We start from the raw sequence: 26,905 nt of genomic DNA, 5'->3' as shown, positions 1-26,905 counted from the left end.
CGGAGAGTTGCTGGGCGGTACCACGTCGGTGGAGAACGTCGCCGACACGCTGCTCGCCGAACTCGCCGCTACGCTGGGCGCCACCCGTGCGGTGTTCCTGCAGACGAATCGCGCCCAGGGCACGCTCGCGCCGATCGCGTCGTTGGGGCTCCGCGACGAGGTGTACGAGCCCATTTCCCTCGAGCAGGCGTCGCACATTGCGGTGCGTGCCTATCACGCCGGCAGCGCCTGCACCGAAGACGGCAGTGCGGCCTCGTTGGCCGATCCCGTCCTCGCTGCTGGTGCCGCACCACTCATGGCCGTGGCGATCACGCGTCCGAGCAGCGGCGTCGGCATCACCGGTACTTTCCCTGTGCCGACGCGCCGTGGTGCCGAGGGCATCGCGGTGCCGCTTGGTGTGCTCGTACTCGCCGGTCGTCCTGGTGGCGCACCCTTCTCCGGCGGCGATCGCAAACTGGCGGTAGCCATTGGCACCCAGGTTGGCGTGGCGATGCACAACGCTTCGTTGGTGCGTGCGGCGGTGGAGCGTCAGCAGCTCGCGCAGGAAATGCGGCTCGCCAACGAGCTGCAACTCAAGCTGCTACCGAGCCCGCAGGTCGTGCATCCGGAAGCGCGTGCGGCGGCAAAGGTCGTGCCCGCAGAAAGTGTCGGTGGTGACTTCTATCTGCTCGCGCGCCTCGATCGTGATCGCACCGGTGTACTCATTGGTGACGTCTCCGGCCACGGCTATCAGTCGGCGCTCGTCATGGCACTCGCCTTGAGCGCCGCGGCTATCCACGTGCAGGCCGCGTTCGATCCATCCATTGCCATCGAAGCGGTGCAGCGGTCACTCCGCGAAGAACTCATGTCCACCGAAATGTCGATCAGCATGTGCTACGCCGTCATCGACAGCCGGGCCAATGAACTGCGCTTCGCCAACGCTGGGCATCCGCACGCCTTCAAGCTCTCCAGCGATGGACACACCACGCGGCTTGGTGCCGTCGCGCCGCCTATTGGCTTCAGCGACGCACCCATCGAGGAGTGTGTGATGAGCTGGCGTGCTGACGATCGTCTCGTCTTCCTCACTGACGGCGTGATCGATGCCCGCGACATGGCGGGACGTCGCATCGGTGAAGCCGAAGTCCTGCAATGGCTGGCCACCACCGGTGCGCACGACACGCCCGAAGCCATTCTGGACATGGTGTACGATCGTCTCAACGCGCACACCGGTCGGGCCCCTCTTCGCGACGATTGCACCGTCGTGGTGGTAGACCGCATGACGGAGCATGCATCATGAAGTTTGGCCGATGGCAGGGCGGTCCGCCGCCAAAGAAGTCGGGCGGCCCCGCTCGCGGAGACCGTCTGCCCGCGCCGCGCAAGCGCTTCGGGCAGCACTTCCTCAAGGACAGCCGTGTTCTCGACAGTATCGCCGATGCCCTGGGCGATTTGCGGGAACGGACGGTGGTGGAGATTGGCCCTGGTCGGGGTGCATTGACCGACGTGCTGGTTGCGCGTGCAAAGCGTGTGATCGCCATCGAGATCGATCGGGATCTCGCCGCACACCTGCGCGCGCGCTACGCCGACAAGCCGCACGTGCAGATCGTCGAAGCCGACGTGCTGCACACCAATCTGGCCGAACTCGCCGGCGAACCGTATGTGCTGGCCGGCAATGTGCCGTACTACATCACCACGCCCATCATCTTCCACGCGCTCGCACAACCTCGCCCCGATGTGGCGGTGTATCTCGTGCAGAAGGAAGTGGCTGATCGCATGGCGGCGCCTCCGGGCGACAAGACCTACGGTGCGCTCAGCGTGAACCTGCAGGCGGTGGTGCACGTCGAGTCGATCCGCAAAGTGCCGCCGAGTGCGTTCAATCCACCGCCCGCGGTCGACTCGGCCGTTGTGCGCGTGGTGCCACGCGCCGATGCAGTGGTGGAGCCCGAACTCGAGAAGCGATTCCGCAGTTTTGTGCTCGCCGCCTTTGGCCTGCGCCGAAAGCAGCTCATCCGCGTCGTGCGTACGGTGGCTTCACTCGATGCAGAACGGGCTGGGGCCGTGGTGGCCTCGTGTGGTCTTTCGCCCGAAGTCCGTCCGGAAACACTGACACCCACCGAGTTCGCGAAACTCGTGCGGGCGTTGCGGGCTACTCCAGAGGCAGTCGTCTCCGAGACGGAACCGTCAGCCGACGAAGTCAGCGAAGGCGATCAGACGGAGTAACGAAGGCGGCGCTGTCTCAGGCCGCGCCCTGATCGAGCAGGCCGGCGTTGGTCAGCGCGAAGGACAGACCTTCGAGCTCCATAGCCATGTTCACCGACTTGAGCGATACGTGCGGCGGCACCGAGATCTGCGTCGGCGCGAAGTTCAGAATGGCGCGAATACCGGCTGCGACGATCTGGTCCACCACCGCCTGAGCGTTCTCAGCCGGGATGGCGAGCACGGCGATGGGCGCTTCTTCGCGCTGGATATCCTGGGCGAGGCTGTCCATGGAGCGAATGGTGGCGTCACCCCAAGCCTTGCCAACCTTTGCCGGATCGTGGTCGTAGACGCCCACCACGGTGAAGCCGCGCTGCCGGAAGCCACGGTAGTTCGCGAGCGCCGCGCCGATCTTGCCGGCCCCGACAATGATGACCTTCCATTCGCGCTGCAGACCGAGAATCTCGCGCAGATGGGCCGTCAGCTCATGGACGGGGTAGCCGAGTCCACGCTTGCCGAACGAGCCGAAGAAGGAGAGATCCTTGCGGACCTGGGCGGGCGTGGTGCCGCACAGGTGAGCGAGTTCATCACTCGAGGCAGTTTGCTGTCCGCGGGTATCGAGGTCCTCCAGATAGCGGAGGTACATCGACAGGCGGCGGACGGTGGAGTCGGCGATACGTTTCACGGCGGCGCTCTGGTGCTTGTGAAAATCTTCACAAAGCTAGGCAGATGCGCCGCGTTTTACCAGCGGCCCGCTAACTTCCGGACGTGATCGGTACATCAGTCTCTCCCCGCCCCACCACGCTGTCCGCCCGCGCGGCCCGTCGCCTGGCTGACGGGCCGCTCGATGCCGTCACCCTCATGCGGGACGTCTGTCAGGTGGAACGGCTGCAGGTGGACGCGGCTGAACGCATGGCGCTGGCGCTGCTTGGCAGCCACCCCGAATTCGTGCGACTCCCGACAGGGCACTGGACCCTGTCGGCTGGAGCATTGGCGGAGGGAGTGCCACCGTCGATGGCGCGGCCAAGTCAGGGCAGGGGCGCGCCTGCCGTGGTGGCCGAGGCGCCGGCCAGCCAGCCGCGGCTGCTGGACCTGCCGTTCGCTGTGGTCGACGTCGAGACCACCGGCACCCGCGCGGCCGGCGGCGACCGGATCACCGAAATCGCCATCGTACAGGTGCAGGGCGGCCGCGTGGGCGAGGTGTACTCACGGTTGGTGAACCCGGGGCGACCCATCCCGCCGTACATCACGGCCCTGACCCACATCTCGTGGGAGATGGTGCGCGACCAGCCCTCGTTCCGCGAGATCACGGGTGATGTGCTCGAGCGACTGCGAGGGTCCATCTTCGTCGCACACAACGCGTCATTCGACTGGCGTTTCGTGAGCGAGGAGGTCCGCCGGGGCAGTGGACAGGAGCTGGCCGGTCCGCGGCTGTGCACGGTGCGATTTGCCCGCGCAGCGCTGCCGCAGCTCTCCCGCCGATCGCTCGACCACGTGACCCGTCACTTCAACATCGAAATCGAGGCGCGACACCGCGCGGCCGGTGATGCCATCGCCACGGCGCACGCGCTCTGTCGTATGCTCAACATCGCCGCCGATCATGGCGTTGAGTCGTGGACAGCGTTGCAAGCCTTCGTTGATGGCCCGGTGGGCGCGAAGTCGCGCACGGCCTCCGATCGCCGACGCCGGGCCTTTCCCCTTCCTGTGACCAAGGACGATATCGCGTGAGCTTTCCGCATCCGTTGCTCGATACCCGCACGCTGGGCCGGTGGCGCATTCATGCCATCCAGGCCGGCGGCCAGCAGCTCGACGGCGGCGCCATGTTCGGCGTCGTGCCCAAGACCCTCTGGTCGCGTCGCCTCGAGGCCGATGACAAGAATCGCATCCCCATGGGCATGCGCTGCCTGCTCATCGAACACGATGATGGCCTCGTGTTGCTCGACACTGGCTCGGGCAACAAGGAGAACGAGAAGTTCCACGGCATCTACGGCATCGAGAACGCCGGGGCTGACGGTCGTACCGCACTCGAGGATGGAATCCGGGCCGCCGGCTTCACCACCGACGATGTGAAGCTGGTCATCAATACCCATCTGCATTTCGATCACGCGGGTGGCAACACCTGGCGGGCGCCCTCCGGGGAGGTTCTTCCCACCTTCGCCAACGCCACCTACCTGGTGCAGGCGGGTGAGAAGGCCTACGCCGAGCAGACGAATGAGCGCACGGCGGCCAGCTACTTCCCGCCCAACTGGTCGCCGATTGTCGCCAGCGGCCGGTTTGAGGTCGTTCAGGGGGAGCGGGAAATCGTCCCCGGCATCACCGTGCGCCCCACGCCGGGGCACACGCCGCACCATCAGAGCGTGATCCTGCGGTCTGGTGGCGAGACGGCCTGTTTCCTGGGCGACGTGGTGCCCACGAGCCATCATCTGGCCCTGCCGTGGATCATGGGCTACGACGTGGAGCCGCTGGTGACGCTCGAGTCAAAGCGGGCCCTGCTGAGCGAGGCGCTGCGGGAAGACTGGCAACTGATCTTCGAGCACGACGCCCACGTGGGCTTCGGCCGCCTGGCCCACGACGGCAAATCCTACGTTCTGGCGGAGCAGGCTTGACCTCGGCGTGATATCGCCTAGGTTTATCCGGGTTATATGCAGTTGCTGGACATAGGCCCTTACGGGCCGGTCCGGTTTCCGGGTTCACAGAGCCTGGTACAATCGAGAAGTGGAGAGGCCGCGATGCCTCTCCCACCCTTCGGCCCTCATGAGGCGTTCGCCTCCGAGGTGTGCTGCTGGAGTCCATCGATACGCGCCCCCTCGCCATGCGTCCATGCATGACGGGTCGGACTGTGCGTCACGACGCGGATTCCACTCATGGGGTCCGCGTTTTCTGTTTCTTCTACCGGAGTACGCACTATTCAGGATTCGACGAAGCGACCGCCACGGGTAAACCGGCAGATCCGGATCAGCCCCGTTCGCGTGATCGGCGCCGATGGCAGTCAGCTAGGCATCCTCGAGGTGGACGCAGCGTTGTCCATGGCGGTGGAGTTGGGCCTCGATCTCGTGGAAGTGGCGGCGGCCGCTCGGCCTCCCGTGGTTCGCATCATGGACTACGGCAAGTTCAAGTTCGAACAGGCCAAGCAGGCGCGACTCGCGAAGAAGAAGCAGCACGTGATCCATCTCAAGGAGGTCAAGTACCGCCCGGGGATCGACGATCACGATTTCGAGACGAAGACCCGGCACGCTCGGCGCTTCCTCGAGGAAGGCAACAAGGTGAAGGTGACGCTCATGTTCCGTGGCCGTCAGATCGCCCACCCCGAGCTTGGAAAGATCGTGGTGGAGCGGGTGTCGCAGGAGCTGTCCGATCTCGCGAAGATCGAGAGTGCGCCCACGATGGAAGGAAAGTCGATGACGATGATCCTCGCGCCGAAGTGATCACGACTCCGTGATCGGCGCGTGATCAATGCAGGGCCGTCTCACCTCGAGGCGGTTGACCAGAGCCATGAGCGAATCATGCCGAAGATGAAGACCCACAGCGGCGCCAAGAAGCGCTTCTCCGTGACGGGTTCGGGGAAGGTGCGGCGCCTGAAGGCGTACAAGAGCCACATCCTGACCAAGATGTCGGGCAAGAAGAAGCGCGACCTGCGCCGTCCCACGATCGTGGAGACCAACGGCGAAGCGAAGCGTATCAAGCGTCTTCTCGTGGCCTGAGGATAACCGACCATGCCTCGCGTAAAGTCCAACGTCGTCCGCCTCAAGCGGAAGAAGCAGATCCTCAAGCACGCCAAGGGTGCCTTTGGTGGCCGGTCCAAGCTCTGGAAGGCCGCGAAGGAAACCGTCGAGCGTGGCTGGCGCTATGCCTACCGTGACCGCAAGAACAAGAAGCGCGACTTCCGTCGCCTCTGGATCGTGCGTATCAACGCGGCCGCCCGCCTGCACGACATGTCGTACAGCGCGTTCATCAACGGCCTGCATGCCTCCGGCATCGAAGTCGACCGCAAGGTCCTCGCCGATCTCGCCGTGCGTGAGCCGGAAGCGTTCGCTGCCATCGCCGAACAGGCGAAGAAGGCACTCGACGCCAAGGTTGCTGCGGCCTGAAGTCCCCAACGCGCGCAGCACAGCGCGCTGAGTGGGTGAGTGGTTAAGTTGCGAGGGCCGGCATCGTCAGATGCCGGCCCTTCGTGCTCCCGTCTCCGAATTTCCTGTGAACCTTTCCGAGTATCTCGCACAGGCCAACGCGCTCGCGGATGAATGCCGCGCGCTGCTCGCCGGGCTCGACGTGGCCACCCGTCTCGACACGGCCAAGGGACAGCTCAACGCGCTCAAGGACGATCGCCTCGCGGCGCTCCAGGGCGGCCTGCGTGCGCTCCCCGCCGAAGACCGGCGCGCGGCCGGTGGCGCGTTCAACACGTTGAAGCTGTCCATTCAGGAAGCGCTCGACGCTTTTGCGCAGCGGCAGTCGGCGGCGACTGGCACGACTGCCATCGATGCGACCATGCCCGCCCGCGGTGTGTGGCGCGGTTCGTTGCATCCCGTCACGCTCGTCATCGACGAGATCTGCGAGATCTTCCGCGAATTGGGTTTCACCGTCGCGCTCGGGCCCGAGGCGGAGACGGAGTGGTACAACTTCGGCGCGCTCAATTTCCCGCCCGACCATCCGGCGATGGAGTTGCACGACACGTTGTACCTTGGCGAAGACACGCTGCTGCGCACGCACACGTCACCGGTGCAGGTGCGCACCCTGCAGCGCTATGCTCCGCCTGTGCGTGTGCTGGCGCCCGGCCAGGTGTACCGTCGCGACTTCTTCGATGCGACGCATGCGCCCGCGTTCATGCAGCTCGAAGGCCTCGCGGTGGACGAAGGCGTGAGCTTCGTCGATCTCAAGGCGACGCTGGCGGAGTTTGCGCGCCGCTTCTATGGCGCCACACGGCGCGTGCGTTTTGGTCCGTCGTACTTCCCCTTCGTCGAACCCGGCGCGCAGATGGACGTCGAAGTGGACCTCGGTGATGGCAAGGGATTGCGCTGGGTCGAGATCCTCGGCTGCGGCATGGTGCACCCCAACGTCATCGAAGCGGCTGGCCTCGATAGCGAGAAGTACACGGGCTGGGCGTTTGGCATGGGACCCGCCCGCATTGCCATGTCCCGCTATGGTATCAACGACATTCGTGTTCTCTACGATTCCGACGTTCGTTTCCTGGAGCAGTTCGCGCGATGATTGTTTCGCATGAGTGGATCAAGCAGTTCGTTCCGCACACGCTGAGCGCGAACGAAGTTGGTGAGGCGCTGAGCCGTCACTGTGTCACGCTCGATGGGATCACCGAGCTGGGCGCGGAATTGTCGTTGTTCGTGGTCGCGCAGGTGGTGCAGGCGGGCCGTCATCCCAACTCCGATCACCTCTGGGTGACAAAGGTGGATGATGGCAGTGGCGAGCTGCTCGACGTGGTGTGTGGCGCGCCCAATGTGGTGGCCGGCACCAAGTATCCGTTCGCGCGCACCGGCACAGTCATGCCCGGTGGGCTCAAGATCGAGAAGCGCAAGATTCGCGGTGAGACGTCCAACGGCATGTTGTGTTCGGCCCGTGAGCTTGGCCTGGGTGATGAACACAATGGCATCCTCGCGCTCGAGACTGATGTGGCGCCAGGCACGTCGCTGCTCGAAGTCATCAAGCTGGGTGACGCACGCCTCGATCTCGATGTGCTGCCCAATCGCCCGGACCTGTTGTCGCACGTAGGCGTGGCGCGCGAAGTCTCGGCCATCACCGGCGTGCCGCTCACGCTCGTACCCGCCGAACTGACCACGCCCGCAAGCAGCGTAGCGGCTGTGGAAGGCAAGACGTCTGCGCGTGGCCAGCATGCATCGGTCGTCGTGGATGACGCCGAAAGCTGCCCGCGGTTCGTGGGCGTGGTCATCAACGGTGTGCAGGTGGGGCCAAGCCCGGACTGGCTACGTCAGCGACTGGACAGCATCGGACTGCGCAGCATCAGCAATGTCGTCGACGCCACCAACTACGTCCTGCATGGTCTGGGGCATCCAGTGCATGCGTATGACCTCGCCACGCTGGTTGATCGCACCATCACGGTGCGCCCGACACACGGTGACGAGACCGCGCTCACGACACTCGATGGCAGCAGCCGCGCTATCGCGACGGGTACGACGGTCATTTGCGACGGCGCACGACCGATCGGTCTGGCCGGCGTGATGGGCGGACTGGACACGGAAGTCACCGAGCGCACGACAGACGTTCTGCTCGAACTGGCCGTGTTCGAGCCGCGCTTTGTGCGCCGCGTGCGTCGCGCCGCGGGCCTATCCACCGACGCGAGCTATCGTTTCGAACGTGGCATCGATGCGCATGACGCCGAGTCCGTGGCACGTCAGGCCGCGGCACTGATCACGCAGGTGGCTGGTGGTTCAGTGGCAGAAGTGTTGGTGGTCGGCGAGGCGCCCGCGCTGCGTCCGGCCGTGACGCTGCGTCCCTCGCGCCTGGCCCGTCTGCTCGGCGTGGAAGTCCCAACGGCCGACATCGTGCGCCGCCTGGAGTCGTTGGGTTGCGTGGTGACGCTGCAGGGTGATGCACTGCAAGTGCAGGCACCGGGGTGGCGTCATGACCTCGGACTCGAAGCGGACCTCATCGAGGAAGTGGCGCGTCTGGTGGGTTTCGACGCTCTGCCTGACGAACTGCGCCCGTTCCGTCCTGGCAATGCGCCGGACCATCCGCTGCACCTCGCGTCGCGTCGTGTGCGTGACCTGCTGGTGGGCATGGGGCTCGCTGAAACGCGTCCGATGCCGTTCACGTCCACCGGCGGTGAGAACACGCCGCGTGTGCGCAATCCGCTGGCCGAGGACGAACCGTTCCTCCGCGCTTCGGTGCTTGATACGCTGGCCCGACGCGCCGAGTACAACCTCTCGCGTATGCAGGGCAACCTGCGTCTGTTCGAGATCGGCAATGTGTTCACGCCACGCGCCGGGCGTCTGCCGCTCGAAGAGACACGCGTGGGCGCGTTGTTGATGGGCGCGCGTCGCCCGTCGCATTTCACGGAGCCTGAGCCGCCGGCATTCGATGCGTGGGATGCCAAGGAGCTGGCCGTGCGTCTCGCTGCGGCGAGCTTCCCTGGGCGTGCAGCGAGCCTGCAGCCTGCCGAGGGGACGCTGGCCTGGAGCATCGTGGTGGACGGACTCGGCCCGGTGGGGCAGGTGAATCCTGTCTCGCTCGACCGCCCAGTATGGGCGGCGGAGGCGTGGGGCGTTGAGCTGACGCTCGGTGTCATGGCGTCCGAGGATGTGGCCGCGGCCAACCATCATGCACATGCGCCTGCCGAACGGGAGTCTGGTGCGACGCGGGCCGTGCGCTATGCGCCGCTGCCCACAACACCGGCCGCAGAGTTCGACGTGGCGCTGCTCGTACCTGATGCCGTCAATGTGGCGACGGTGGATGAAGCGTTGCGTCGGGCGGGCGGCGACCTGCTCGAGCAGGTGACGTTGTTCGACGAATTCCGTGGACAGGGTGTGCCCGAGGGCACACGCAGTCTCGCGTGGCGGTTGACGTGGCGTCATCCCGAACGCACGCTCCGTGACAAGGAATTGGAGGGCCGTCGTGCCCGCCTGTTGGAAGTCCTCGATAAGGAACTTGGTATCCGTCCACGTGCGTCCTGACGTCGCCGCATTTCGCGAGCTCGATACGCTCGTCCGCAATCTCAGTGAGCAGTTGGCTGCCTATCGCCGCCGTGCGCTGTCTTCCGAGCAGCGCATGCGCGAACTCGAACAGCAGTTGACCGCCAATGCGGGAGCGTTGCAGGAACTGCGCAGCCAGACCGAAGGGCTGCGCAGTGCCCGCGACGAGGCTCGTGCGGACGCCGAACGGCTCGGCCGTGAACTCGCGACGACCGCCGGCGAGCTGGGTGAGGTGAAGGCCGCCTATGCGGTGGTGGCCGCCAAGTCCACGCCCGAGGGGTTCGACCAGGAGCTGGCGCGCGAGAATGAGCAATTGCGCACACGCCTCACGGATGCGCGGGACCGTACGGCACAGCTGGGTGAGCGCGTGCGATTCCTGCGTCAGCAAATCGGTCAGGGAGCGGAGCGATGATGGATCAACGGGCACTGGTGAAGGTCCGCATCCTTGGCGACGACTATTCGCTTCGGACCGAGGCCTCTGCAGAACACACAAAGGCCGTCGCTGAGCACGTCGATCGCACCATCCGGGCTATCTTGTCGGGCTCGTCCACAATGGAAACGCAGAAGGCCGCCATTCTGGCGGCACTGCAGATCACGGACGAGCTTTTCAAGGAACGGAACGCCATCGAGTCGCTGACCGGAGATCTCCGGCAGCTGGCTGCCGATATCCGTCCGCTGCTGCCGCCCGCCAAGCGCGGCGATGAGGTTGGGGCCAGCTAGGGATCAACCGGGCGGGTCGTGTGCAATACCGCATGGAAAACCGTTGCGGTGCACCCCGTGGATTCGTACGTTCTGAAATCAGCCGTTGATGACCGCGGACCCGTGAACTGATCCGAGCTTGGTTTGAGCCCGGGAGGCGCACTGTGGTGTCCCGCCGGTCCTTTGGCGTTTCGCATAGATCTGACTGTCCACGATTCTGGATCCGCGCCCCGAGCGTGGTTGGAGCATAGATCCCCATGGGTGAACTTTCCCTGGCCGCGCTGACGGGCGCGCTGGGCGTGGTTGCGGCCGTGATCGCTTATGTGATTGGGCATCGCGGCGGTCGCCGGGCCGAAGTGGCCGAGTTGCAGCGCGCGAAAGCCACCGCGGAAGACACGGCCGGCCGGATTCTCGATGAGGCACGCCGCGAGGCAGAGACGCTGCGGAAGGGTGCCATTGTCTCGGGCAAGGAAGAGGTGCTCCAGCTCCGTGAGACCCACGAGCAGGAGTTCCGCCAGCGTCGGGTCGAGGTGGAGCGTGACGAAAAGCGCGTGATCGAGCGAGAATCGCAACTCGATCGTGTGCGCGAGGGACTCGAGAGTCGCGAGCTCGAAGTCCAGCGCCGCGGCAAGGACATGGCCCAGCGCGAGGATGCGGCGACGGCCCGGACTCAGGAGTTGGATCGCCTGGTCGCCGACGAGCGTCGAAAGCTGGAGCAGATCGCCGGGCTGAGCGTCGACCAGGCGAAGGCCGAGCTGGTGCGACGCCTCGAAGACGAGGCGCTCGCCGATGCCGCGAGCCGGCTGCGCGAGATCCGGGAATCGTCCAAGCGGAACGCCGACCGGGAAGCCCGCAAGATCGTGGCCCTGGCGGTGCAGCGTGTGGCCGCAGAAACGACTGCCGAAACGACGGTGTCCGCGGTGGCGCTGCCCAATGACGAAATGAAGGGTCGCATCATCGGTCGCGAGGGTCGGAACATCCGCGCGTTTGAACTGGCCACCGGGGTGGACGTCATCATCGACGACACCCCGGATACGGTGGTGGTGTCCTGCTTCGACCCCGTGCGCCGTGAGACCGCGCGTCTGGCACTGGAAAAGCTGGTGAGCGACGGGCGCATCCACCCGGGTCGCATCGAAGAGGTGGTGGCCAAGGCCCGCCGCGAGGTGGAAGTGGCGATCGTGGAGACGGGCGAGCAGGCGGCCTACGAGGTTGGCGTCACGGGCCTGCACCCGGAACTGGTCAAACTCATCGGGCGCATGAAGTGGCGCACGAGCTATGGGCAGAACATCCTCGCCCACAGCAAGGAAGTGGCGTGGCTGGCCGGCATGATGGCGGCGGAGCTGGGACTCGATGTCGCACTGGCCAAGCGCGGCGCGTTGCTGCACGACATCGGCAAGGTGCTCACCCATGAGCACGAAGGCACGCACGTGCAGCTGGGCGTGGAGGTCGCGACCAAGTACGGCGAGAATCCGCTGGTCGTGAATTGCATTGCGGCGCACCACGACGACGTGCCGCACGAAAGCGAAGTGTCCGTGCTGGTCCAGGCGGCCGACGGCATTTCAGGGTCGCGCCCCGGTGCGCGCCGTGAGGCCTTTGAGACCTATGTGAAGCGCCTCGAAGGGCTCGAGCGCATTGCCTCGAGCTACCGCGGCGTCGAGCGCGTGTTTGCCATTCAGGCGGGCCGCGAGGTGCGCGTGGTGGTCACGCCCGAGCAGGTGGACGATGCCCGCATGGCGGCGCTCTCCGAGGAGATTGCGCGCCGCATCGAATCCGAATTGCAGTACCCCGGCCAGATCAAGGTCGTGGTCATCCGAGAAAGCCGAGCGGTGGACTTTGCACGCTGAACTGATCGACGGAAAGGCGATCGCTGCGACGATTCGCGGCGAGATCGCACGGGATGTGGCCGCCCTCACCGCGCGCGGGGTGATCCCCGGCCTGACGGTGGTGTTGGTGGGCGACGACCCGGCAAGCGCCACGTACGTGGGCGCCAAGGAGAAGGCGTCGGTGGAAGCCGGCATGAAGGGCGGCACCATCCGCCTGCCGGCCAGCACGTCGCAGCAGGAGTTGCTCACGCTCGTCGAGCGCCTCAATGCCGACCCGGCGGTGCATGGCATTCTGGTGCAAATGCCGCTACCCAAGCACATCGATCCCGACACCGTCATCCGCCACATCCGGCCGGACAAGGACGTTGATGGTTTTCATCCGGAGAATGTCGGCAAGCTGCTCATCGGCCACACCGATGGCTTCGTGTCATGCACACCGGCGGGTGTGATCGAACTGCTCGTGCGCAGCGGCGTGGACACGCGCGGCGCAGAAGCGGTCATCATCGGGCGCAGCAACATCGTCGGCAAGCCGATGGCGGCATTGCTGGTGCAGGGCCGTGCCGGTGGCGATGCCACGGTCACCGTCTGCCACAGCCGCACCAAGGATCTCGCGGCACACACGCGTCGCGCAGACATCCTCATTGCCGCTATTGGCCGCGCAGAGATGATCACGGGTGACATGATCAAGCCGGGCGCGGTCGTGATCGACGTGGGCATGAACAGCGTCCCGGATGCGACCAAGGCCAAAGGCTCACGCCTGTGCGGCGACGTGCACTTTGCGAGCGCCGTGGAAGTGGCTTCCAAGATTACGCCCGTTCCGGGCGGCGTGGGGCCCATGACCATCGCGATGCTGCTGCGCAACACGGTGCGCGCTGCGGAACGCACACTGGGCTGATTCGCGATGGCCACCCGTCGCACGAGCGGCGCCGGTTCAGGATTGTCGGGCGAAAGTGGACGAGTCATGGCGGCCCCGGGCAGTGAGCCCGAGGCCGCGATCAGTGTGCACGACCTGACCAGCGCCGCCAAGGATCTCATCGAAGGGGCATTCCCACCGCTGTGGGTGCGCGGCGAAGTCACGAACTTCAAGGCGCATCGCAATGGCCATTGGTACTTTTCGCTGCGAGATGCCAATGCGCAGGTGAATTGCGTCATCTGGAGTTCGGCCACCCGTCGCATCCCGGCGCAGCCGGACGAAGGCATGCAGGTGCTCGCACTCGGGCAGATGACCGTCTGGCCGGTGCGCGGTGACCTGCAGTTCTCGGTGCGGCAGCTCGAAGCGGAAGGCGATGGACTCTGGCGCAAGGCGCTGGAACAGTCACGCCTTCGTCTCGAACGCGATGGCCTGTTGGCGGCCGAACGCAAGCGCCCGTTGCCGGCCTTTCCCCGCCGCATCGCAGTCATCACCAGCCCGGATGGTGCCGCGCTACGCGATGTGATCACCGTGAGCCGCGCCCGCAGTGCCGATGTGGAGTTGGTGGTCGTGCCAGCCAAGGTGCAGGGCGAAGGTGCCGCCGACTCTCTGATCGATGCGCTGGCTCGCGTAGGGCGCTGGGGCGGAGCCGATCTGGTCATCATCGGTCGGGGTGGCGGTTCGCGCGAAGACCTCTGGGCCTTCAATGACGAGCGCCTGGCGCGGGCATTGGCGGCCTGTCCGGTGCCCACCATTTCTGCCGTGGGGCATGAGGTGGACATCTCCCTCTGCGACTTGGTCGCTGACGTACGTGCCGCCACACCGTCCGCCGCGGCGGAGATTGCGGTGCCGTCGCGCCGTGAGCTCGCGGCGCGCGTGGATGCCTTGGGCAAGCGCCTCGCTTCAGCGGCAGTGCGTCGGCAGGATAGGGCCGTCGCGTCGTTGGTTCAGGTGCGCAAGCGGCTCGCGCTGACGGCCACGCGGGTGGTGGAGCGTCGGCGGTCACGCGTGGAAACACTGGCCGGCCAGCTTCAGGCGCTCTCGCCACTGGCCACACTCGCACGCGGGTTTGGCGTGGCACGGGCGCCGGATGGCGCTACCTTGAGTAAGCGCGCGCAATTCGCGGCGGGCGCCTCGTTCGAGTTGTGGTTGCAGGATGGCATCGTGGAGGCCACTACGAGTGGTTCCCGACCATTGCCCGATGAGCGGATGGAACGCACCAACCCGGAGCAGGCGTGACCTCGGAGATGAGTTTTGAGCAGTCGTTGAACCGTCTCGAGGAGATCGTGCGCGACCTGGAACGACAGGATCTGGCGCTGGAGCAAGCCCTTCGCCTCTTCGAAGAGGGCATCGGTCACCTCCGCTCTGCCGGCTCGGCACTCAAGGCCGTCGACGCGCAGGTGCAGCAACTCGTCGAGGCCGCCGACGGTTCTTTCTCGGTCGAAGACTTCGGTGATTGAGCTCGCTGCCTCGGGCAGCGGACGGCCGGCGCCGACGGTGTCTTTCGGCCCAGAGCGTGTGGCTATCCAGCATGCCCTCGACCGGGTGTGTTCGCGATGGCTGTGCGATCTCACACCCGCCACGGCCGAGGCGATCCGCTACGCCCTGCTGGGCGAGGGCAAGCGCCTCCGGGCCATTCTGTTGCTCGAGGCCTATCGGGCCTGCGGGGGCACGGCCGACGCCTCGGACCTCGCGGCCTCCATCGAGGTGGTGCACGCGTACTCTCTCGTGCACGATGACCTGCCGTGCATGGACGACGACGATATGCGCCGCGGACGCCCCACGGTGCACAAGGTGCACGGGGTCGTCGCCGCAACCGCCGCCGGCTTGGCCATGGTACCCTTGGCTGCCCGCTCGGCGTGGCATGCCGCCAAGGCGTTGGGTTTGTCCGATGCGGTGGCGGGGGATGTGGTCCGCGAGCTGATGGAGGCTTCAGGCGGCGGCGGCATGATCGGCGGACAGCTGCTCGACCTGGAGGCGGAGGGGGCGGCGATGAGCCTGGAGTCGCTCGAACGGGTCCATCGCCTCAAGACCGGCGCCCTGATCCGTGCGAGTGTCACACTGGGGGCACGGGCTGCTATGGCTCCCGAGGGGCGCCGTCACGCGCTCGATCGGTATGGTGCGTCAATCGGTCTCGCGTTTCAGATTGCAGATGACGTACTGGACGTGACGGCCACGACGGACGAACTGGGGAAGACCGCGGGACGCGACCTCGACCTGCAGAAGAGCACCTATCCGGCGCTCCTCGGGGTAGAGGGAGCCATCCAGCGCGCCGTGGCGTTGGTCGAGGACGGTTGTGCCGCCTTGCAGGCGGAGGGCTTGCTGACACCGCCGTTGGAACAGCTTGCCCGCTTCATCGTGGAGCGCCGCTCGTAACGGCGATCGACGACTCCACGTAGTCACATCTGGTGGATGGCCGCAGTGTTCACCACCACGCACCACTCGCTCTCATGTCGATTCTCGAAGGCATCAACTCACCCGCCGACGTCCGCGCCCTTTCGCGCGACGAGCTTCGCACGCTCGCGCAGGACGTCCGCGACCGGCTGATCGACGTCTGCTCCCGCACCGGTGGTCACATCGGGGCCGGGCTTGGCGTGGTCGAGCTCACGATCGCGTTGCATGCCGTGTTCAACACGCCCACCGACCAGTTGGTGTGGGACGTTGGCCACCAGGCGTACCCGCACAAGCTGCTGACGGGGCGCAACGATCGCATGGAGACGCTGCGCCAGGAGGGCGGTCTCTCCGGCTTCCTCAAGCGCACCGAGAGCGACTACGACACCTTCGGCGCCGGACACGCCGCGACCGCCATCTCGGCGGCGCTGGGCATGGCCGCGGGACGCGATGTGTTGGGCGAAGCCTTCAAGGCAGTGGCCATCATCGGTGACGGATCGCTGGGATCGGGACTCGCGTATGAGGGCCTGAACAACGCGGGGCACTCGGATCGTGACATCATCGTCGTGCTCAACGACAACGAGATGTCGATCGCGCCGAACGTGGGCGCGATGCACAAGTATCTCACCAGCATTCAGCGCAATCCGCTGTACAACCGGTTGCGGTCGCGCATCGGGGAACTGGTGGACAACGCGCCCGCGCCGTTCACCGGTGTGAGCACGCTGGTGCGGAAGTGGGAAGAGAGCGTGAAGTCGTTCCTCACGCCCGGCGTGTTGTTCGAAGAACTGGGGTTCCGATATTTCGGCCCCATCGACGGTCATGACATCGACGCGCTGGTGGAGACGTTCAGCGCCGTGCGTGACATGAACACGCCGCGCCTCGTCCACGTCATCACGCAGAAGGGACGAGGCTTCCCGGCGGGTGAGCACGGTGAAAAGTGGCATGCGTTGCCGCCGGGCCACGATCCGGCCACGGGCAAGCAGATCACGGTTTCGGCGGGCAATCCGGCCTACACGGCGGTGTACGGCAAAGGCCTCACGGAACTGGGTGCCGAACGCACCGACCTCGCCGTCATCACGGCGGCCATGCCTGGCGGCACGGGCACGGCGGGGTTTGGCAAGGCGTATCCCAATCGATTCTTCGACGTGGGCATTGCCGAAGGCCACGGCGTGACGTTCGCAGCGGGGCTGGCCACGCGCGGCGTCCGGCCGGTGGTCACGATCTACTCCACGTTCCTGCAGCGCGGCTACGACAACATCATCCACGACGCGGCGCTGCAGAAGTTGCCCGTGATCTTTGCGATGGACCGTGCGGGTCTGGTCGGTGAAGACGGCGAGACGCACATGGGTCTGTACGACATTGCGTACATGCTGTCAGTGCCCAACATGACAGTGACCGCACCGCGCAACGGCACCGAGATGCTCGGGCTGCTGCGGGCCGGTGTGGAGCATGTCGACGGTCCGTTCTGCTTCCGCTACCCGCGCGATGCGTCGCCTGATGTGCCGGCGGCGATGTCCGACATTCCGGCCACGCCCTATGGCACGTGGGAGGTGCTGCGCCGCGGACGGGATGTCGCCATCCTCGCCGTGGGCACGATGGTCGATCCTGCACTCAAGGCGGCCGAATCACTCGCTGCCGAAGGGCTGGATGTGACCGTGGTGAACTGCCGCTACCTCAAGCCGTATGATGCCGTCACGCTCAATGCCATCCTCAGCGACCATGGCCATGTGCTCATGGTCGAAGAGGGCACGGTCGTAAACGGCTTCGGCGCGTACATGAGCGCAATCATTCATCGTCTCGCGCCCAACGTGCGCACCGCCACGCATGGTGTGCCCGATGCCATCGTGTACGCCGCGCCCCGCAAAAAGCAGCTGGCCGCGCTTGGACTCGATGCGCCGGGCATTGCCGCCCAGGTGCGCGCGTTGCACGCCTCAGAGGCTCTGGCCGACTGATGCGCGTCGGGGTCGTCGGTCATCGCGGCTACGTCGGGCTTCCGGCGGTGCTGAACACGTTGCTCGACAGCGCCCCGGCGCTGAATCTCACACTCGCCTTTGAGGATGAGCTGTGGGACATGGCCGAAGAAGGCGAGCGCCTGAGCCAGGACACGCCGCTCGACGCCATGATCACGCTCGGCGGCGATGGCACGTTGCTGCGCGGGGCGCGACTGGTGAATGGTCGCCCGATTCCGATTCTTGGCGTCAACTTCGGCCGGCTGGGTTTTCTCACCAGTTGCAGCGCCGACGAGATGGAAGAGGGCGTGCGCCGGCTCGCCAGCGGCGATTTCGAGTCCGATCCGCGCATGGTGCTCGAGTCTTGCGCCATCGACGGCGACCGGACGGAGCGCTGCCGGTGGCGTGCGCTCAACGACGTGGTCATGCACAAGGGTGGGTTCGCTCGCCTGATCAAGTTCTCGGTGTTTGTCGACGGCGAACACGCGGGCTCGTATTCGGCCGACGGCCTGATCATCAGCACGCCCACCGGTTCCACGGGATACTCCCTGTCGGCCGGCGGCCCGATCGTGATGCCAACGTTCGAGAGCATCGTGCTTGCGCCGGTGTCCCCGCACACACTGGCCATGCGTCCCCTGGTGCTGCCGGCTGATGTGGAAGTGAAGGTGCGTGCAGATGATGGGCCGGAAGAACTTCTGGTAACGGTGGACGGGCAGGTCGGTACTACCTTCACCGGTGGCGAGACGCTCATCGTGCGACGCGCGCCCGAGCCGGTCCATATCGTGCGACTGCCTGGTGCCACGTTCTTCACCCGCCTGCGGCACAAGCTGGGCTGGGGCGGGCTCTCGGGGCGCGACGGCGAAGCGATCGGATGATGCACGGGCGTCGTCGTGCGGCGACTCCCCGCGTTTCACGCGTTCGTGCCTCACGCCCGTCAGGGCTGTGTCCCTTCCCACCGATCCATGCTGGTTGAACTTCGCATTCGCAATGTGGCGGTGATCGACACGGTGGCGCTGCCGCTCGCCGTCGGTCTCAATGTGCTCACAGGCGAGACGGGTGCCGGCAAGTCGATCATCATCGGTGCATTGGGCATGCTGCTGGGCGAGCGAGTCACCAGCGACCGTATTCGCGCCGGTGCCGATCGCGCGACCGTCGAAGGCGTATTCGAACTCGCAGCCGGGCACGCGCTGTTCACTATGCTCGACGAGCGTGGCATCGAAGTGGGAGAAGAGCATACACTCGTTCTCAAGCGAGAGGTGAGCACTGGCGGCCGGTCACGCGCCTGGATCAATGGTTCACCGGTGACGGCAAGTGCGCTGGCGGAAATCGGCGCGCAGCTTGTGAGTGTGCATGGACAGCATGAGTCACGCGCATTGGTCGATGCCGATCACCAGCGCGATGTGCTCGACGAGTATGTGCAGGGCGGGGCACTGCGCTCCGAAGTGGCACATGCGCATGCCGAACTCGCGCGACTCAGGGCCAGTGAACGGGAACTCACGACACGACGCCAGGACGCCGTGCGCCGTGCAGACTACCTGCGGTTCCTCTCGCAGGAGATCGCGGACGTCGATCCCAAGCCAGGCGAAGACGAATCGCTCGATGCCGAGATTCGGCGCTTGGCTCATGCGGAAGAGTTGCAGGCATTGGCGGCGCAGGCCGCCGGCGCGATCGCAGGCGATGAGCGTGCCGTCCTCGATCGCCTCACAGCCGTGCGGCGGGCGTTGGCCAACCTCACACGCATCGATCCGGACCTCGAGCGTCTGACACTCGGCTTCGACGGCGCGGTCTATGCGCTCGAAGAGCTGGCTCGGGAACTCGAGACGTACGCCGAGGGCATCGAAGCCGACCCATCGCGTCTGCGCACGCTCGAGCGTCGCCGGGAGGCGTTACAGGGTGTGCTTCGCAAATACGGCCCCACGATCGACGAGGTGCGCCGCACGGCAGACGAAGCCGCCGCAGAGCTCGCGCTGGTGGACGGCCACGATGCGGAGCTGGCCGCCGTGGTCGCGGAGCGTGATCGCGCCGCGCAGGCGCTGGGCGATGCGGCAAAGCGATTGAGCGCATTGCGCCGCAAAGGCGCTGGACAGCTGGCTGCGGCGGTGTCGGAGTTGTTCCCGGAGCTCGGCATGGTCGACGGACGCCTGGAGGTGCAGCTACTCGCGGCCGATCAAATCGGACCCGCTGGAGCCGAGACCGTGCAGTTCGTCGCCACACTCAATGCCGGCATGGAGCTGCGTCCCTTGGGGCGCATTGCCTCTGGTGGCGAATTGTCTCGTGTGATGTTGGCGCTGAGCACAGTGCTGGCACGCCTGCAGCAGGTGCCCACGCTGGTGTTCGATGAAGTCGATGCCGGCGTAGGAGGTGCGGTGGCGTGGCAGGTGGGCGCGCTCATGCGGCGTGTGGCTGCGCACCACCAGGTATTGGCCATCTCACACCTCGCGCAGATCGGCGCACGGGCACAGCACCATGTCGTCGTGACGAAGAGCGCCGTGGGCACCGTCACCACCTCTGACACCCAGGTCGTGGTGGACGACGCGCGCGTGGTGGAGATCGCGCGCATGCTCGGCGGAGACGCCGATCGGGAAGTGAGTCGGGCACACGCGCGTGAACTGCTGGCGCGTGGCGATGATGAGCAGCTGCCTGCGGCGAAGTCCGGGGCCGGCGTCACGAAGGCGGCACCGGCCCCGCGCGCGAATCAGCGCCGCGGAAAGCCGGTGTAGACGCGCAGTTCCAATCGATCGGTCACGACGGCGGGCACCACACCACCGGACGCCGAAATGGGCACGGTATGTGTGTACATCACTTCCGCCGCAAAGCGCGAGCGACGGCGTGCGTAGCTGGCGAGTGTCGAGAAGGTCACGCCCACCGCGGCCGCCTGCATGGTGCGAGCCGGCACCGTGTATTCCGACATGAGCGGCACGCTGCTGAAGTCGTTCTCGGTGTCGTACTTGTCCTCGCCCCAGCGACGCATGATGTAGGCACCGGACACGCCGAAGAAGTCGCCGAACGAGAAGCGAGGCGCAAGCTCGATGTCGGTGCGCATGCCCAGTGAGCGCGCCGCGTCATCGACCGTCACCGGCGCAGACAGAAATTCAGCGGTGGTGCGGTACGGAAGCACGACTGCCATGCGATCGCCCATCGGCTTGGACGCCCGAACAGTGGCGCTCAGCCACATCGTGCGCGACCACACCAGGTCGGTGGTGCTGCGCACCAGCAGGGCGTTTGCGCCTTCGCCAATGGGCACATCGAACGCGTCTTCGGTGCGATCTGCACCAGCCGTCCCGAAACGCCAGCCGCCCGTGAGCTGCGAGCGCACACCGCGTGTGGCGGTGGTGAGTCGCTTGACCTGGTCCGCGCCGAAGGTGTCGTACAGCAGGTATGACGCGGTCAGGTCGATATCCCCAATGCCGGCACGGCGCGTGTTGCCGATGCGCTGATAGCCGACGCCATATGTCGAGTCGGTGGCCAGCAAGGGAACGCCACCCGGCCCGAGCACGGTGGTCGCCGACCCCGGCTGCGCCGACGCACCAATACCGGTGATGCCGTAACGTGCATAATCGGTGCGCAACGTGCCGATGGTCTGCGCCACGGCTGCCTGCGCTGTCGATCCCGTGATGGGTACAAAACGCGATCCCGTGTTGACCGTCGTGCCGTACACTTCGGCAATGGCTTGCCGGGTGGCCTGCGTGCGCGTCATCAGCGTCTGGATCTGCTGCGGATTAGCCCGAATTACATCGCAGTTCTGCGCCATCGCGTCGGCGCAACGTGTGACCTCCGCGGCCAGCCCCAGACGGGCAGCATCGAGCGTGGTCACCAAGGTGGAGTTGCTATTGGCCGCTTCCGCGCCACCGGTCTGATACACCGGATTGAGGCCCACATTGGCACCGGTGCCCACGCGATTGAGCAGCAGCTGGGTCACGTCGCGCGATTCCGCGTAGGGCACGATCACGCGCAGCGACAACTTGCGGGTCACACCGTACTCGACGCCCAACGGCGCAATACTTTGGCGCACTTCGCCCGCCGCTTCGAGGCGGCCCAGTGACATCAGGTAGCTGCTCTGTCCGGTGAGCTCCCGCAGCTGGCGTTGCGTCTCACCGAGACGTGGCAGCAGGTTGACGCCCGCGTTCTCGAGCGCAAGCGCACCCAGCAACGGCATACGCTGCATGCCGCCTGAGGCGTTGGGCGCAAAAACCCGCTCGTAGTCATTCCAGAGGCCGGCCACCACATAGCGCATACCGCCACGGGGCAACTGAATGGCGTCGTCACCAACTCCGGCGACGGCCTGCGCCTGCAGTGGTGCAGAGACGGCGCCAATCGCGGCGCAGGTCACGGCCGCAAGCATCGCATGGAGTGGTCCCATGCGCCGGGCGAGGTGCTGAGAGAGAGAAAGCCGAGGCACCGGTGCTAGATTAGCCGTGGGCGGAGAGGGCGTCAACGACGCCTCATCGAGGGTATCACCTTGCCGTCTCACTGTTTCTTCCTCTCGGGTGTGCCGTGCAAATCCCCTCCGTGCCGTGGCAACTGACCGGCAACCATTGGCTGACGCTTCCGTGCATCCACCCGGCGGATGGTGCGATCCACGCGCTGGGCGTACTGCATCGGGGTGCCCGCGCGGCCATCGAAGTGGCGGGCAGCGCGGACTTCGTGGCTGGACGCGATACCCCACTGCTGCGCCCGGTGTTACGGGTCAACGGTGAAATCCGCACGCTGGCAGCGGAGGGCATCGCCTGGGAGCGCGCCGTGGGTTGGCTGCCGACGTTCACGTGCACGGTCGGTTCGCTGCTCGTGCGAGGGACGATCTTTGCGCCCTACGGCCGCGATGCCGACATGGCTGGGGCCGTGTACACGTTCACCGTGGAAAACCGTGGAGCGCAGGCCGTTTCGGTCGAGGTAGCGCTCGAGGGGGCGCTGGGCCATCGCCAGCAGCGAGTTCGCACACCCAGGCCCTTCGATGACGCCCACGTGGTCAGTCGTGGTGGTGATGACACCATCCTCCTCGAAGGGTCAGCCATTCCCGGACTCGTGGCGGTTGCCATTGGGGCCGATGGACCGGCCGCCATCGAGGTGGACGAAGACCACAGCGATCCCGTCCGGCGGTTCGCGATGCGCCGCGAACTCACCGTAGCGCCAGGAGGCGCGGCACAGGTGGCGTTCTATCTCGCGGTGGGCCCCGAGCGCGACGGGGCGCAGGCCACGGTTGCGGTCCTGCGTCGACGCGGATGGCGGGCGCTGTTGTCGGCCACCCGTTCGGCGCTCACGTCTCTCGAGCAGACCACCGGTAACGAAGGGCTCGATCGGCTCATCAACCGCAACCTGCTGTTCGCCTACTTCTATGCAGTGGGGCGTGGGCTCGACGACGCGCACTACTACCTCGTGCGCTCCCGCACGCCGTGGCACGCGATGGGCTGCACGGTGCGCGATTGGGAGGCACTGATGTGGACGTTGCCGGCCGTGCAGCTCGCCGACTCCGGCCTCGCGCGCGAGTTGCTGGTGCGCGCCTGTGAACTGCACGGCTATGCGCCGGGGCAGGGTGTGCACTACTTCGACGGGACGCTCTTCCAGCCCGGATTCACCCTCGAGGGACCGGCCGCGTTTGCGATTGCCACCGATCGCTACATTCGCGACACCGAAGACGACCAGATCGTCGAAGACCCTGTCGTGGCAGACACGCTCTATCTCGCCTCGGACGACATCATTGCCCGACGGGACGAACGTGTACCGCTGTTCAGCACCGAGGTCACACCATCCGGAACGCCGGCGCCATATCCGTTCACACTCCACGGTAACGCCGCCGTGGCCATGGCCCTCGACGTGTTTCGTCGCACCCTCGACGAGGAGGCGGCCGCCGCGGTCGAAGATCCGGAGGCGGTCCGTGGCGCCATTCGTCGGCACTTTGCCGTGGAACGTGGGGAGAAGGCCCGACTCGCAACCGCCGTCGATCTGGCCGGTGGTGCCTCCCTCGAGGACGATCCGGTGGGTTCGCTGCTCTGGCTTCCCCTGTACGAAGCCATCGACCGCGAAGACTCGCTCTACAGGCGCACGGTGCGTGCCGTAGGGCGTTCGGATGGGACCGAAGCGCCCCTGGTGCCACAACTCGCGCGGTTGCTGGGTCCGGAAGCGCAGGACGTCATTGCGTGGCTCCGTCGGGCTGCGCTGGACAACGGCGTGGCCGCCGAGTTTGTCGATGCAGACGGTCGTGTCACTCGGAACGGTGGTGATGCGTCCATGGCTGGACTGCTGGCGTACACGGTCTGGTATGCGGCCCACGCCCATGGCGTAGGCAACTGACGGCTCCGTGCGATGGATCATGGCGGCGGGGCGCTTGTCCGGGCGGGCGCCCTCCGCTACAATCTGTGAACGGCGCTTCGGCGTCATTGCGGGAATAGCTCAGTTGGTAGAGCACAACCTTGCCAAGGTTGGGGTCGCGGGTTCGAGTCCCGTTTCCCGCTTTCGCTGTACGGACGACGTCATGTTGTCCGGAGTATGATGCTTGTTTCGATTCGGACGACACCGTCGTCTTTAAGGGGCCGCTGGCCCCTTTTTTTGTCTGCTCGAGGGGCGCGGGTGGGAGCGCTCGCGACGTAGCGGCTGCTCACGCAGCCAGAACGGTCCGAGCAGCGCTTAGAGTCCCGTCCCACGTGCACACGGCGTCTTTCGCCGCGTTGCTCCATATAGCGAGCGGCGGCCCCCACGCCGAGGGCCACCATGAGCCAGCCCTGGTGCTGCTCTCGGTGGTGGTATCGGTCTTCTGCGCCACCATGGCGCTGCGAACAGCGCAGATCGCGCGGCATGCGCAGCATGCTTCGGCGCGTCATGTCGCCTTGGGCACTGGCGCCTTGGCGCTCGGCGGCGGCATCTGGGCCATGCACTTCATTGGCATTCTGGCCTACCAGTTTCCCGCACACATCACATACGAGCCGGGACTGACGCTCCTGTCAGTGCTGCCGGCGTGTGCGGCATCGTGGCTCGCGCTGCGCGTCCTCTCCGACGGCAGCCTGCGCTGGCCGCGCCTGATGTACTCCGGCGCACTGATGGGCGGCGGTATCGGCGCCATGCACTACAGCGGCATGACCGCGCTGCAGTCGTCGGTGCATATGCACTACGACCCATTTCTGTTCCTGCTCTCGGTGGTGGTGGCCGTCGTGATGGCGACGCTGTCGCTGTGGGTGCGGTACGGGCTTCGTCACACCAGCCTCTCACCGAACGCGCGCTTCTACCTCGCTGGTACCGTGCTCGGCCTCGCGATCGCCGCCATGCACTACACGGGCATGCTCGCCGTTCGCTTCGATGGCAAAGGTGTGGTGAGTGAAACCCACATCGTCTTCGATAGCACCTGGGGCGCGGTGGCGCTGGCCCTGTTCTCGATGGTGGTGACCGCACTGGTGACGGCGGTGAACGGCCTGATCTGGGTGGGACGGCTCAAGCGTCGCATCGAGGAGAGCCAGATCCGCCTGCGCACGACGCTCGACACCGCGGTGGATGGCATCGTCACGGTGTCGCGGCGCGGCCGTATCGTCGAGCTCAATCAGTCGGCGCAGCGCATGTTCGGCTGGACGAACGAAGAAGCCGTCGGTCAGAGTGTGTATGAACTGATCGCGGCGTCGCCCGCCAAGGGGACACCGCTGCAGGATCCCGAGAACTTTGGCGGGTATGCGGACAGCATCATTGGCATGGGCCGCGACATCATGGGGCAGCATCGGGACGGCACCATCATGCCCGTGCGCCTGGCGGTTGGACGGGTGGAGCTCGAGAACGAAGTGCTGTACGTGGGCTTCGTGACCGACACGAGCGAACGGCATGCGCTTGAGGCGTCGCTCCGCGACACGGCCGCCCGTGCGGAAGAAGCAGCGGCGGCGAAGAGCACGTTCCTCGCCAACATGAGCCACGAAATCCGCACGCCGATGAACTCGATCGTGGGGTTCACCGAACTGCTGCTGCGCACCGATCTCACGCCCAGTCAGCGTGAGCACCTCAATACGGTGCGTACCTCTTCGCGTGGCTTGCTGGCGCTGCTCAATGACATCCTGGACACCACCCGCCTGGAGCATGGGCGGGTTACGCTCGAGTCGATCGGCTTCTCGCTCAAGGCGATCGCGATGCAGGTGGAGTCCTCGCTGCGTCTGGGCGCTGAAGAGAAACTGCTCACGTTGGTGACGCACTACCCGCGGACCATGCCGGAGCACTTCATCGGTGACCCGCTGCGCGTGCTCCAAGTGCTGACTAATCTGGTGGGCAATGCCATCAAGTTCACCGAGCGTGGCGGCGTGGGCGTGACCTTCTCGTATGACGAAGGCAAGGTGTCGTGCTGGGTGCACGATACCGGCATCGGCATGACGCCGAAGCAGGTGGATTCCATCTTCGCCCCGTTTACGCAGGCCGATGCCTCCATCAGCCGCCGCTTCGGTGGAACCGGACTCGGTACGACCATCACCAGGCAATTGGTTGATTTGATGGGCGGCACGATCGAGGTGGAAAGCTCGATCGGGGTGGGGTCGACCTTCCACGTCACCCTGCCGCTGGCCATCGCCACCGAGGCGAGTCTGTTGCCGGAACCGATGGAGCGTCCCGCACTTCCCGTGCTCGACATCCTGATCGCCGACGACGTACCGCAAAACCTCGAGTTGCTCACGCTGACGCTCAAGGAAGGCGGGCACCGTGTGGTATCGGCGCGTGATGGGCGCGAAGCGGTCGAACGATTCATCGCCGGGCGCTTCGACGTGGTGCTCATGGACGTGCACATGCCGCGCACCGACGGCTTGCAGGCCACGCACCTCATTCGCCAGTACGAACGCGGCCAGCATCGTCCGCACACTCCCATCATCGCGCTCACCGCGAGTGTGATGGAAGAAGATCGGATCACGGCCCGCAAGGCCGGCATGGATGGTTTTGCGGTGAAGCCCCTCGACGTTCCACGCCTGATGGCCGAAATCGCGCGGGTGGTGCGCGTGCAGCCCGAAGGCGCGCCAATGGCCATGGCGCTACCCGCCCTCTCCACCGTGTCGTCCACGGGTGCCACACCGCCAGACGCTGAAATCGATTGGATCGGCGCCACCGCGCGCTGGGGCACTCGCGACCGGCTCGACACGGCCATGCGCCGTTTCCTGCGCACGGCCGAACACCAGCATCCGCTGCCGAACGATCTGGACCCGGCGAGTGAACTGGTCATCGACTGGTCGGAAGTGCAGCAGAGCGCCCACGGCATTCGCGGCGCCGCAGCCAATCTCGGACTGATCGCCGTGACCTCCGCCGCCCTGGCGGTGGAGCAGGCGGTTCGCGTGCGAAACCTCGAGGAAGCACGCCGCC

The 26,905-nt window shown here is 65.9% G+C and carries 22 protein-coding genes, 1 tRNA gene and 1 pseudogene; 22 read left to right on the top strand and 2 right to left on the bottom strand.

The window, feature by feature from the left end; translation table 11 throughout:
• Both VGE27_RS09255 and rsmA read left to right on the top strand, forming a co-directional pair.
• A partial coding sequence (locus VGE27_RS09255) for a PP2C family protein-serine/threonine phosphatase (protein WP_331049364.1) occupies window positions 1-1,276 on the top strand: 1,276 nt, incomplete at its 5' end.
• A complete protein-coding gene (gene rsmA / locus VGE27_RS09250; protein ID WP_331049363.1) occupies window positions 1,273-2,196 on the top strand; it encodes a 16S rRNA (adenine(1518)-N(6)/adenine(1519)-N(6))-dimethyltransferase RsmA in 924 nt (307 codons plus the stop codon). The genes VGE27_RS09255 and rsmA, both read left to right, overlap by 4 nt.
• Before the next feature lie 16 nt (window positions 2,197-2,212).
• Here rsmA and VGE27_RS09245 read toward each other — a convergent pair.
• A pseudogene (locus VGE27_RS09245) lies at window positions 2,213-2,863 on the bottom strand (redox-sensing transcriptional repressor Rex); the annotation flags it as partial.
• 77 nt (window positions 2,864-2,940) lie between these two features.
• On the opposite strand from VGE27_RS09245, the gene VGE27_RS09240 reads away from it, so the two are divergent.
• The 17 genes from VGE27_RS09240 (at window position 2,941) to recN (ending at window position 20,322) form a co-directional block, all read left to right on the top strand.
• Complete coding sequence (locus VGE27_RS09240) at window positions 2,941-3,900, top strand: 3'-5' exonuclease (RefSeq protein WP_331049362.1); 960 nt, start codon at window positions 2,941-2,943, stop codon at window positions 3,898-3,900.
• Window positions 3,897-4,778: an MBL fold metallo-hydrolase gene (locus VGE27_RS09235; protein WP_331049361.1), complete on the top strand. Its 882-nt coding sequence runs from the start codon at window positions 3,897-3,899 to the stop codon at window positions 4,776-4,778. Before VGE27_RS09240 ends, VGE27_RS09235 begins: the two co-directional genes overlap by 4 nt.
• Window positions 4,779-5,036: 258 nt before the next feature.
• On the top strand, window positions 5,037-5,597 hold the full coding sequence (gene infC / locus VGE27_RS09230; protein WP_331049360.1) for a translation initiation factor IF-3: 561 nt from the start codon (window positions 5,037-5,039) through the stop codon (window positions 5,595-5,597).
• Between the two features lie 78 nt (window positions 5,598-5,675).
• Window positions 5,676-5,873 carry a 50S ribosomal protein L35 gene (rpmI, locus tag VGE27_RS09225; protein WP_012683366.1) on the top strand — a complete coding sequence of 66 codons (198 nt, stop codon included), beginning with the start codon at window positions 5,676-5,678 and terminating at the stop codon, window positions 5,871-5,873.
• Window positions 5,874-5,885: 12 nt separating this feature from the next.
• The gene (gene rplT, locus VGE27_RS09220) at window positions 5,886-6,260 is read left to right on the top strand and encodes a 50S ribosomal protein L20 (RefSeq protein ID WP_331049359.1); all 375 of its coding nucleotides are present in this window, start codon (window positions 5,886-5,888) and stop codon (window positions 6,258-6,260) included.
• A 106-nt stretch (window positions 6,261-6,366) separates the two neighbouring features.
• The gene (gene pheS, locus VGE27_RS09215) at window positions 6,367-7,377 is read left to right on the top strand and encodes a phenylalanine--tRNA ligase subunit alpha (protein ID WP_331049358.1); all 1,011 of its coding nucleotides are present in this window, start codon (window positions 6,367-6,369) and stop codon (window positions 7,375-7,377) included.
• A complete protein-coding gene (pheT, locus tag VGE27_RS09210) occupies window positions 7,374-9,812 on the top strand; it encodes a phenylalanine--tRNA ligase subunit beta (RefSeq protein WP_331049357.1) in 2,439 nt (812 codons plus the stop codon). The genes pheS and pheT overlap by 4 nt, the downstream gene beginning before the upstream one ends.
• Window positions 9,802-10,242, top strand: coding sequence for a hypothetical protein (locus tag VGE27_RS09205; protein WP_331049356.1), 441 nt, complete (start codon window positions 9,802-9,804; stop codon window positions 10,240-10,242). Before pheT ends, VGE27_RS09205 begins: the two co-directional genes overlap by 11 nt.
• Window positions 10,239-10,550, top strand: a complete 312-nt coding sequence (locus VGE27_RS09200) for a cell division protein ZapA (protein ID WP_331049355.1) — start codon at window positions 10,239-10,241, stop codon at window positions 10,548-10,550. Before VGE27_RS09205 ends, VGE27_RS09200 begins: the two co-directional genes overlap by 4 nt.
• Before the next feature lie 236 nt (window positions 10,551-10,786).
• Window positions 10,787-12,373: a ribonuclease Y gene (gene rny / locus VGE27_RS09195; protein WP_331049354.1), complete on the top strand. Its 1,587-nt coding sequence runs from the start codon at window positions 10,787-10,789 to the stop codon at window positions 12,371-12,373.
• Window positions 12,363-13,247 (top strand): bifunctional methylenetetrahydrofolate dehydrogenase/methenyltetrahydrofolate cyclohydrolase FolD, encoded by an 885-nt coding sequence (folD, locus tag VGE27_RS09190; RefSeq protein WP_331049353.1) that lies wholly within the window; start codon window positions 12,363-12,365, stop codon window positions 13,245-13,247. The genes rny and folD overlap by 11 nt, the downstream gene beginning before the upstream one ends.
• 6 nt (window positions 13,248-13,253) lie before the next feature.
• On the top strand, window positions 13,254-14,501 hold the full coding sequence (gene xseA / locus VGE27_RS09185) for an exodeoxyribonuclease VII large subunit (protein WP_331049352.1): 1,248 nt from the start codon (window positions 13,254-13,256) through the stop codon (window positions 14,499-14,501).
• Window positions 14,498-14,722, top strand: a complete 225-nt coding sequence (gene xseB / locus VGE27_RS09180) for an exodeoxyribonuclease VII small subunit (RefSeq protein ID WP_331049351.1) — start codon at window positions 14,498-14,500, stop codon at window positions 14,720-14,722. Before xseA ends, xseB begins: the two co-directional genes overlap by 4 nt.
• 37 nt (window positions 14,723-14,759) lie before the next feature.
• Window positions 14,760-15,638: a farnesyl diphosphate synthase gene (locus VGE27_RS09175; RefSeq protein ID WP_331049350.1), complete on the top strand. Its 879-nt coding sequence runs from the start codon at window positions 14,760-14,762 to the stop codon at window positions 15,636-15,638.
• 74 nt (window positions 15,639-15,712) lie between these two features.
• Entirely contained in the window at window positions 15,713-17,605 is a 1,893-nt protein-coding gene (dxs, locus tag VGE27_RS09170) for a 1-deoxy-D-xylulose-5-phosphate synthase (protein WP_331049349.1), read from the top strand.
• Window positions 17,605-18,477 (top strand): NAD(+)/NADH kinase, encoded by an 873-nt coding sequence (locus VGE27_RS09165; RefSeq protein WP_331049348.1) that lies wholly within the window; start codon window positions 17,605-17,607, stop codon window positions 18,475-18,477. Before dxs ends, VGE27_RS09165 begins: the two co-directional genes overlap by 1 nt.
• 87 nt (window positions 18,478-18,564) lie before the next feature.
• Entirely contained in the window at window positions 18,565-20,322 is a 1,758-nt protein-coding gene (recN, locus tag VGE27_RS09160; RefSeq protein ID WP_331049347.1) for a DNA repair protein RecN, read from the top strand.
• On the opposite strand, the gene VGE27_RS09155 is transcribed toward recN, so the two are convergent.
• Window positions 20,298-21,962, bottom strand: a complete 1,665-nt coding sequence (locus tag VGE27_RS09155; protein ID WP_331049346.1) for a hypothetical protein — start codon at window positions 21,960-21,962, stop codon at window positions 20,298-20,300. The two genes, recN and VGE27_RS09155, sit on opposite strands and share 25 nt — an antisense overlap.
• Before the next feature lie 134 nt (window positions 21,963-22,096).
• On the opposite strand from VGE27_RS09155, the gene VGE27_RS09150 reads away from it, so the two are divergent.
• From VGE27_RS09150 to VGE27_RS09140, 3 genes are all read left to right on the top strand, one after another.
• The gene (locus VGE27_RS09150) at window positions 22,097-23,890 is read left to right on the top strand and encodes a hypothetical protein (protein ID WP_331049345.1); all 1,794 of its coding nucleotides are present in this window, start codon (window positions 22,097-22,099) and stop codon (window positions 23,888-23,890) included.
• 88 nt (window positions 23,891-23,978) lie between these two features.
• Window positions 23,979-24,051, top strand: a tRNA-Gly gene (locus VGE27_RS09145).
• Between the two features lie 189 nt (window positions 24,052-24,240).
• Window positions 24,241-26,905 (top strand): MHYT domain-containing protein (locus tag VGE27_RS09140; RefSeq protein ID WP_331049344.1); only part of this gene is annotated, 2,665 nt, incomplete at its 3' end.

It is taken from the genome of Gemmatimonas sp., assembly GCF_036405635.1.
Lineage (GTDB): Bacteria > Gemmatimonadota > Gemmatimonadetes > Gemmatimonadales > Gemmatimonadaceae > Gemmatimonas.
This window is presented reverse-complemented; position numbering and strand designations above follow the sequence as displayed.

Bases quoted from the DNA above. Each gene is read 5' to 3' on its own strand.
- rsmA (WP_331049363.1), top strand. From the start codon at position 1,273: ATGAAGTTTGGCCGATGGCAGGGCGGTCCGCCGCCAAAGAAGTCGGGC.
- infC (WP_331049360.1), top strand. From the start codon at position 5,037: ATGGGGTCCGCGTTTTCTGTTTCTTCTACCGGAGTACGCACTATTCAG.
- rpmI (WP_012683366.1), top strand. From the start codon at position 5,676: ATGCCGAAGATGAAGACCCACAGCGGCGCCAAGAAGCGCTTCTCCGTG.
- rplT (WP_331049359.1), top strand. From the start codon at position 5,886: ATGCCTCGCGTAAAGTCCAACGTCGTCCGCCTCAAGCGGAAGAAGCAG.
- pheT (WP_331049357.1), top strand. From the start codon at position 7,374: ATGATTGTTTCGCATGAGTGGATCAAGCAGTTCGTTCCGCACACGCTG.
- VGE27_RS09200 (WP_331049355.1), top strand. From the start codon at position 10,239: ATGATGGATCAACGGGCACTGGTGAAGGTCCGCATCCTTGGCGACGAC.
- rny (WP_331049354.1), top strand. From the start codon at position 10,787: ATGGGTGAACTTTCCCTGGCCGCGCTGACGGGCGCGCTGGGCGTGGTT.
- xseA (WP_331049352.1), top strand. From the start codon at position 13,254: ATGGCCACCCGTCGCACGAGCGGCGCCGGTTCAGGATTGTCGGGCGAA.
- dxs (WP_331049349.1), top strand. From the start codon at position 15,713: ATGTCGATTCTCGAAGGCATCAACTCACCCGCCGACGTCCGCGCCCTT.
- VGE27_RS09165 (WP_331049348.1), top strand. From the start codon at position 17,605: ATGCGCGTCGGGGTCGTCGGTCATCGCGGCTACGTCGGGCTTCCGGCG.
- recN (WP_331049347.1), top strand. From the start codon at position 18,565: ATGCTGGTTGAACTTCGCATTCGCAATGTGGCGGTGATCGACACGGTG.
- VGE27_RS09155 (WP_331049346.1), bottom strand. From the start codon at position 21,962: ATGGGACCACTCCATGCGATGCTTGCGGCCGTGACCTGCGCCGCGATT.